The sequence below is a fragment of the Allochromatium palmeri genome, assembly GCF_009720725.1.
Classification (GTDB): domain Bacteria; phylum Pseudomonadota; class Gammaproteobacteria; order Chromatiales; family Chromatiaceae; genus Thermochromatium; species Thermochromatium palmeri.
In genome coordinates, this window is the sequence record NZ_WNKT01000046.1 from 26,753 (window position 1) to 32,752 (window position 6,000).

General features: G+C 46.4%; 7 protein-coding genes. 4 read left to right on the forward strand and 3 right to left on the reverse strand.

Going from position 1 to position 6,000, the window contains the following annotated elements; genetic code table 11:
• Positions 1 to 458: 458 nt before the first annotated feature.
• From GJ668_RS16280 to GJ668_RS16290, 3 genes are all read left to right on the forward strand, one after another.
• A complete protein-coding gene (locus GJ668_RS16280) occupies positions 459 to 1,325 on the forward strand; it encodes a DUF932 domain-containing protein (protein ID WP_155451188.1) in 867 nt (288 codons plus the stop codon).
• An 11-nt stretch (positions 1,326 to 1,336) separates the two neighbouring features.
• Positions 1,337 to 1,840: a RadC family protein gene (radC, locus tag GJ668_RS16285; RefSeq protein WP_155451189.1), complete on the forward strand. Its 504-nt coding sequence runs from the start codon at positions 1,337 to 1,339 to the stop codon at positions 1,838 to 1,840.
• A 75-nt stretch (positions 1,841 to 1,915) separates the two neighbouring features.
• Positions 1,916 to 2,953: a hypothetical protein gene (locus GJ668_RS16290; protein WP_155451190.1), complete on the forward strand. Its 1,038-nt coding sequence runs from the start codon at positions 1,916 to 1,918 to the stop codon at positions 2,951 to 2,953.
• A gap of 73 nt (positions 2,954 to 3,026) precedes the next feature.
• Here the strand turns inward: GJ668_RS16290 and GJ668_RS16295 are convergent, their stop codons facing one another.
• Positions 3,027 to 3,347, reverse strand: a complete 321-nt coding sequence (locus tag GJ668_RS16295; RefSeq protein WP_155451191.1) for a hypothetical protein — start codon at positions 3,345 to 3,347, stop codon at positions 3,027 to 3,029.
• A gap of 320 nt (positions 3,348 to 3,667) precedes the next feature.
• On the opposite strand from GJ668_RS16295, the gene GJ668_RS16300 reads away from it, so the two are divergent.
• Positions 3,668 to 3,865: a hypothetical protein gene (locus GJ668_RS16300; protein WP_155451192.1), complete on the forward strand. Its 198-nt coding sequence runs from the start codon at positions 3,668 to 3,670 to the stop codon at positions 3,863 to 3,865.
• Positions 3,866 to 3,957: 92 nt separating this feature from the next.
• Here the strand turns inward: GJ668_RS16300 and GJ668_RS20685 are convergent, their stop codons facing one another.
• Together GJ668_RS20685 and GJ668_RS16310 are read right to left on the reverse strand one after the other, a co-directional pair.
• Positions 3,958 to 4,815: an IrmA family protein gene (locus GJ668_RS20685; protein ID WP_246194951.1), complete on the reverse strand. Its 858-nt coding sequence runs from the start codon at positions 4,813 to 4,815 to the stop codon at positions 3,958 to 3,960.
• Positions 4,816 to 4,834: 19 nt separating this feature from the next.
• Positions 4,835 to 5,767 carry a hypothetical protein gene (locus GJ668_RS16310; RefSeq protein WP_155451193.1) on the reverse strand — a complete coding sequence of 311 codons (933 nt, stop codon included), beginning with the start codon at positions 5,765 to 5,767 and terminating at the stop codon, positions 4,835 to 4,837.
• Positions 5,768 to 6,000 lie beyond the last annotated feature (233 nt).

Here is a 6,000-nt window from a genome sequence, read left to right on the forward strand (position 1 = left end):
GGAGTCGCCCCATTCCCACAGTATTTCAGCCAAGCCGCTAAACGGCTCACATCCAAAATCAGCGAGGTTTCAGTCCGTAACGCTGAAACTCGCTGCTCTCCGACAGACGGCGGTGGTCAACCGCCGTCTCCTTCCATATCCGCTTCCATTCCCTTCACCAACCCTGTTCGCCACCAACATGCGTCCAGTGCGCACCTTGCCCCCTGGTCGGTATCTTCTCGATTCCGATAGTCGTCTCAACAGAAACCTATCTTGCTATATTTTTGACTGAGAGAACTTCGTTTTTGTGCTTCAGATATAGAGATTAATCAGCGTCATCAAAATCAATCGTGAGATTAATCTTGAATGACACATCAGCGGCAAGACAGAAGGCGTGGAAATGGTAAGACGTTTGTCTTATCACTTCTGCGCCTTTTGTCTTTTGCGATACTGCAATTCAAATATCTGGAGAGATAGCGATGTCCATTCTTAACGCTACGCAAGTACAGAAACCGTCTGTTACCAAAGCCGATGATCTACTATTTCCGGTCGAACTCGTTCCGGTTGGTGCGATCTTCGATGATGGGAACTATACCCGCTCGAATAATTATCAAGCTGTTGTGCGTACCGATACTAATGAAGTGCTCGGCATTCACGGCAAAGGTTACAATTTGCTTTCAAACGCCGAAGCATTCGATGCGTTTGATGAAGCCTTGCATGAAAGCCAACTCGATCTATCGGGAATGACCGTAAAGAATGAGATTGCGAACTATGGCGCGAAATCATTTCGGACCTACACTTTCCCAGCGCATACCGTGCAAGTTGGCCGTAGCGATGATGAAACACAGCTAAAACTGCAAATCATCAATAGCTATGACGGTTCAACGTCTTTCAGCAGCCGTGTTGGTGGGTTCAGGTTACTGTGTTCAAATGGTATGGTAATCGGCAAGACCTTCATGCACGCCAGTATCCGGCATACGAAATCACTCGACATCAAATCAGTGATTTCCAAACTGGATGAAACCATCAATGTCTATCTGGAGAACGCTAACCAATGGCAACAATGGTCGAATCAGCGAATCTCGCTGTACGATCTCGAAGCTGTTGTTAAGCATTTTGCCGAGGGCAACGAAAAACTCGAACAGAGTCTGATCGAGAACTACCATCAAGAGGCTCAGGAGATTGGTCAAAACTTGTGGGCTTTGTTCAATTCATTTACCCACTGGACGACACATTTTCCTGTTCGTGAAGCCAGTCAGCACAATGCCGCCAGTATTCGGTTAAACCGAGAATTGCGCGTGCAACGTTTGCTCGAATCTAACGAGTGGAAACGTTTGGCGGCTTGAGGTATGCAATCATGAAACGTCAAACACGCTTTCGGTTGCTACCACATGATCCAAAACGCCTGTTGCAGTTGACTGACGAAGACCAGTCGCTAATCAATCAAGCGATTCGCTGCCTCGAAAAACAGTATCTGGTGAAAAGCGATGTAATGACATCCCCGGATGCGACAAGGGCATATCTTAAGCTTCGGCTTTATGCGCTTGAGTATGAGGTGTTTTCGGTACTGTTCCTCGACAACCGCCATCGTGTGATCTGCTACGAGGAAATGTTTCGCGGAACTATTGATGGTGCCAATGTCCATCCCCGTGAAATCGTTCGCCGGGTGATCGAAACCAATGCGGCGGCTGTGATCTTTGCGCATAACCATCCATCCGGAGTTGCGGAGCCGAGTCAGTCTGATCTGCGTCTCACGCAAACGCTCAAAAACGCGCTTTCAATGATCGATGTCCGCGTACTTGATCATATCGTCATTGGCGACATCGAGAGCGTATCGTTCGCCGAACGGGGTTTGCTGTAGTTTTGCAACTCAATCCGCTGATTCGCTGAGTAGTTCCCTTGTGGGACTACTCAGTTATTTTTGAGGTGATGTGTCATGTTTATGAAACTGATCGCATTCGTGGTAATAACCCTCTCGGGATTGATACTCTGGCAACATTCGGCTCTTGAGATCCTGGCCTTAACGCCGATTGATCCGATTCCTGAAGTTCGACAGCTAATGGCCGAACAGCGTTATGCAGACGCGGCGGAGTATCTGAAGTATTTCGAGAACAGTCCGTTCGTCGATCAAACAGTTGTGCAAGCTCTCGCAACCGAGATCGATACGATTCGCGAAAGTCCAGAGTATCAGTTGAAACATATCCAGGAAGGGCTGGTTCGAGGTACGTCAGATGAAACGATTGGCCAAATGACGGGATTGGTGACGAATTTCCTGGTAATCGGCGATATTCGCGATCTTTCTTGGCAAGCCTGGAACTGGAATCAGGATGAAGAAGTCGATCCGGTAATCGTTGCACTATCGACAATTGGGCTGGTTGCAACCGGTCTCCAGGTAGCGACTTTCGGTACCGCAACGCCGGTCAAGGCCACGGTCGGAGTTCTAAAGGGCGCTCACAAACTGCGATACTTACCCAAATGGTTGAGCCGCGCCCTGGTCGAGGGCGCTGACAAAGCTTGGCGTAGTCGCTCGCTCGATGGCCTCTCGGATCTGCTGGGCGATGTTCAGCGTCTGCTCGATCGCTCGGGTCACTCTGGTCTGTATCTGCTTGGGCAGACGACCGATGCCGGGTCACTGAAGCGCATGGCGAATTTTAGTGCGCGTTTTGGAGCCGATAGCGGCATGGTGTGGCGTTTGGGCGGGGAATCGGTCGTGAAACTCAGTCGAGATCCATCGATTTCGACCGACATACTGAAGCGCGCGAGTTGGTATGGTCCGAAAGGGCTGGAGGTACTGGAACGGAGTGGTGCAGTACGGTTCGTCACAGTGACTAAATTTGCCAGTCGGGGTGCAAAGACGCTGTATCAGAGCGAATGGATCAAACTCCTGACGCGGATACCGGATCGCTGGCTGTGGTTGGCGATCGGTTTGAGTGGAATGGTATTGATGCCCTGGAGATGGGTGTATCGTCGATAACCGAACTGTAACGTGACGTGCCCTGTTACGGGGCACGTTTTTTTAGTTGCAGATTGCAATACCCGATCAGGCGTCAGGGTACTTGATGGATACTCAGCTCCAGAAGACGTGAACTATCTTCGTCACCAAACCCAAGCAGCATAGAATGCTGATTAGATTCGATTACTTCAGGCCATGGACATCCTGAAAATAGATCTGAAGACCAGTAAATGGGATTGTAGCGTATATAGAACGCGGGCAGATGCCCCTGTAAGACGGCCTCAACAGCCGCACGATCCGGTTTTGAGGCGATAAGCGTCACGTTATGCTTGGCTTCTTTATAGCCCGGAAGCTGGTAGTGAGCCGTGACATGGAACTGCGTTGATGGAAGAGGAGCAAGAGGAAAACTCTTCATCGATATTCACCGTAACCGTGTGTTAAAGACACAGCAACCCCTAAGCATTTTGCTCATAGTCGAGTTGCAGGGTAACGCACGGCCCGATGATGCAAGGCTCGAATAGCCTTGGAGGGCATGAATGGCTGGCTAGACTTTACGGATTTGAAACCGGCTTGTCAAACTCGATTGATCGAGCAGGCATAAAAAAAGGGCCTTGCGACTCCGGTTGAAGTTTAAGCTACCCTGCCACGTCTAATACACTGAGCTTCTTCGTTTTCGGTATCGTAGATATACAGATGAATAGTGCAGTTTTCATCAAATCTACCGGAGATGCAGAGATGGCCCATCGTATCAATATCGATAACGTCGAGCATGTCAAAATCTACAATGTTTGCGAGGATCAAATGCCTGACAAGGAATCCGACATTCCTTCGTTTTCTTCGATGATCCGTATCTTAACAGCGACTGGAGAAACGCTGATCACGTTGTGTTCGTATCGCGAACCGTTCAAAATCGAATTCGATATTTCAGGTTAGCGATAATTAAAATAATCACTGTTTCATATCTTTCCTGATGGCTTTGCGCCATCAGGATTTTTTTGCTTACAAGATTGATAGATTTTTTCAGGTTATTGCATTAATTCAATGCGTTCAAACGTCTCCATCATGCCCATAACGTTACCTTCGCCGTCGGTCTGCTCACCCCAGCCAACCGAAACCTTAACCGCTTTACCCTTGAATGAAGCGGGCATGTCTCCGGCTTCGTTCCAGTCGCTACACAGCGTCTCAGAAACGCACAACCCTGTATGAATGTATCCTTGCGCATCGGCGATGGTCAGATAGCAGTTATCACCGCAAATGTAGCTTTCAATGCGGCCTTCGATGACGGACGCTGAAGGTTTGGTTTTCGTTGTAGACTCCGGAGACATGAGAATCCTGAATGGTTTGAATGCTTCAGCAACCAGTACCTTTTGGGCTAACAGATCGACTTTTCGACCGTCGATGATCGCCGTAGCCTGATCGACAACAATCGTCAGATCATCATCGCAAAAATGCTCACTTTCAGCGAGTGCATCGGCGTAGCGACTTGCGGAATTATTCCCGAAACTGGCGATCTTCAGGGTTTCGGTTGCAACCTGCTCGCCCGAAGGGTTCATGGCTGCAAATGATACTTGCAGGTTTTCGATCACTTGCAGTCCGCTATCGAAAAAGAATGTCGCTACGCATATACCTTGGTTGGCATACAGCTTGTTCGTATTCCAAAAGCGGATCGTTTGGACATCGGTTGCAGTTGCACTTGAAGCCGCCGCCAAACATTGATCCGAGTAAGCGTAGGGATTGGCCCGATCTTTTTCAGCACACCAGGAGTCCCCGGCTGGGTATCGACATTCTGGGTTGGCGTCCGGTTTTGGCAGGCATTTCGCTGAAATCGAGCCACTGAGAATAGTCAGTGCGAGAACACCCAAAATACGTGAATACGTCTGCATTATCGACTCTGGTTTTTATTTAATCCCATGGATTTATAATTTCAGAATCTGAAACAGCTTGATTAGGAGATGTTTTAATTGCTCGCATATGATTTAAAAATTGAGAAAACCTATATGCAATTTCTGAAAAAACAAACATTTCATGATTATTTACCAGCAAATAAGGCTCAAGTTTTTTGCCTTTTTTTGTTTCTTTTAACTTTTGAACTACTTCATTTCTTATTGAGCTATAATAAATTTTCACAGGATCACTAAAAGATTTTTTGTATATAAAATAATCTTTAAATATTGAAAACCCCTCAGAGGCACCGCCAAAAATAGTGTTATCTATTAAAGCAAGGGGTATGTCTTCTTTTTTAAGGATATCGCCAGTTTTTTTCAGAAAACCATCGATTTTATTTGGCGATATATCGGGAGCAATATGAACACCACTTTGACCTTCTAAATATTTTTTAATGTGACTAATTACCAATTTCTCTTCAGTTCCAATTTTTTTAAAAGACTTTAGAACCTCGTCTATTTCGCAATTGCTAATACAAACTTCTTCTTCTTTTATAGTGCCACCACATTCAGTAAAACAAGATTCATAACCGCTTAAACAGTCTTCTATACCAAAACAGTCTTCAAGGGTTAATGCTGCAACAGCTAAAATAGCAGCACCGATTGCAACAGACATAACATCAGAACTCGTTTGTGTATTTCCTAATCCGGCTGCAAAATCTGAACCATCACTACAACTAGAAGCTCTTGCTTCATTAGTGGCATTGCAATTTAGTAGCTCTATTTCGCATTTTGCAGAACATAACTGATCTTTATCAGATATTGGTTGAATATATTCTTTTTGTATTTCGTAACTTGGTTCATAAATCCAATCACGCAATCCGGCTTGGCTGATAGACGAAAAAACAAACACACCACTTACAAACAAGATTTGAGAAGTCATTTTCAGCATCTTATACTCCATGGTTCTCTTCAAATTTTTTACTGAAATGCTTGGTTTTATTGTTGACCTACGACAAAACTCTATCATAGGTGTTGCGTCCCGTGTGATTATGTACCGCGAAGGAGTTACCCTTTGTTCCTCGCCCGCGAGGTTCTCCAGCGGCTTGTCGAGGAGTTTGAGAGCCGCCCGTCGCGTCCACACTGAACACGAGCAGGTCTAAAGTCACCATGGTCATCCGTCTG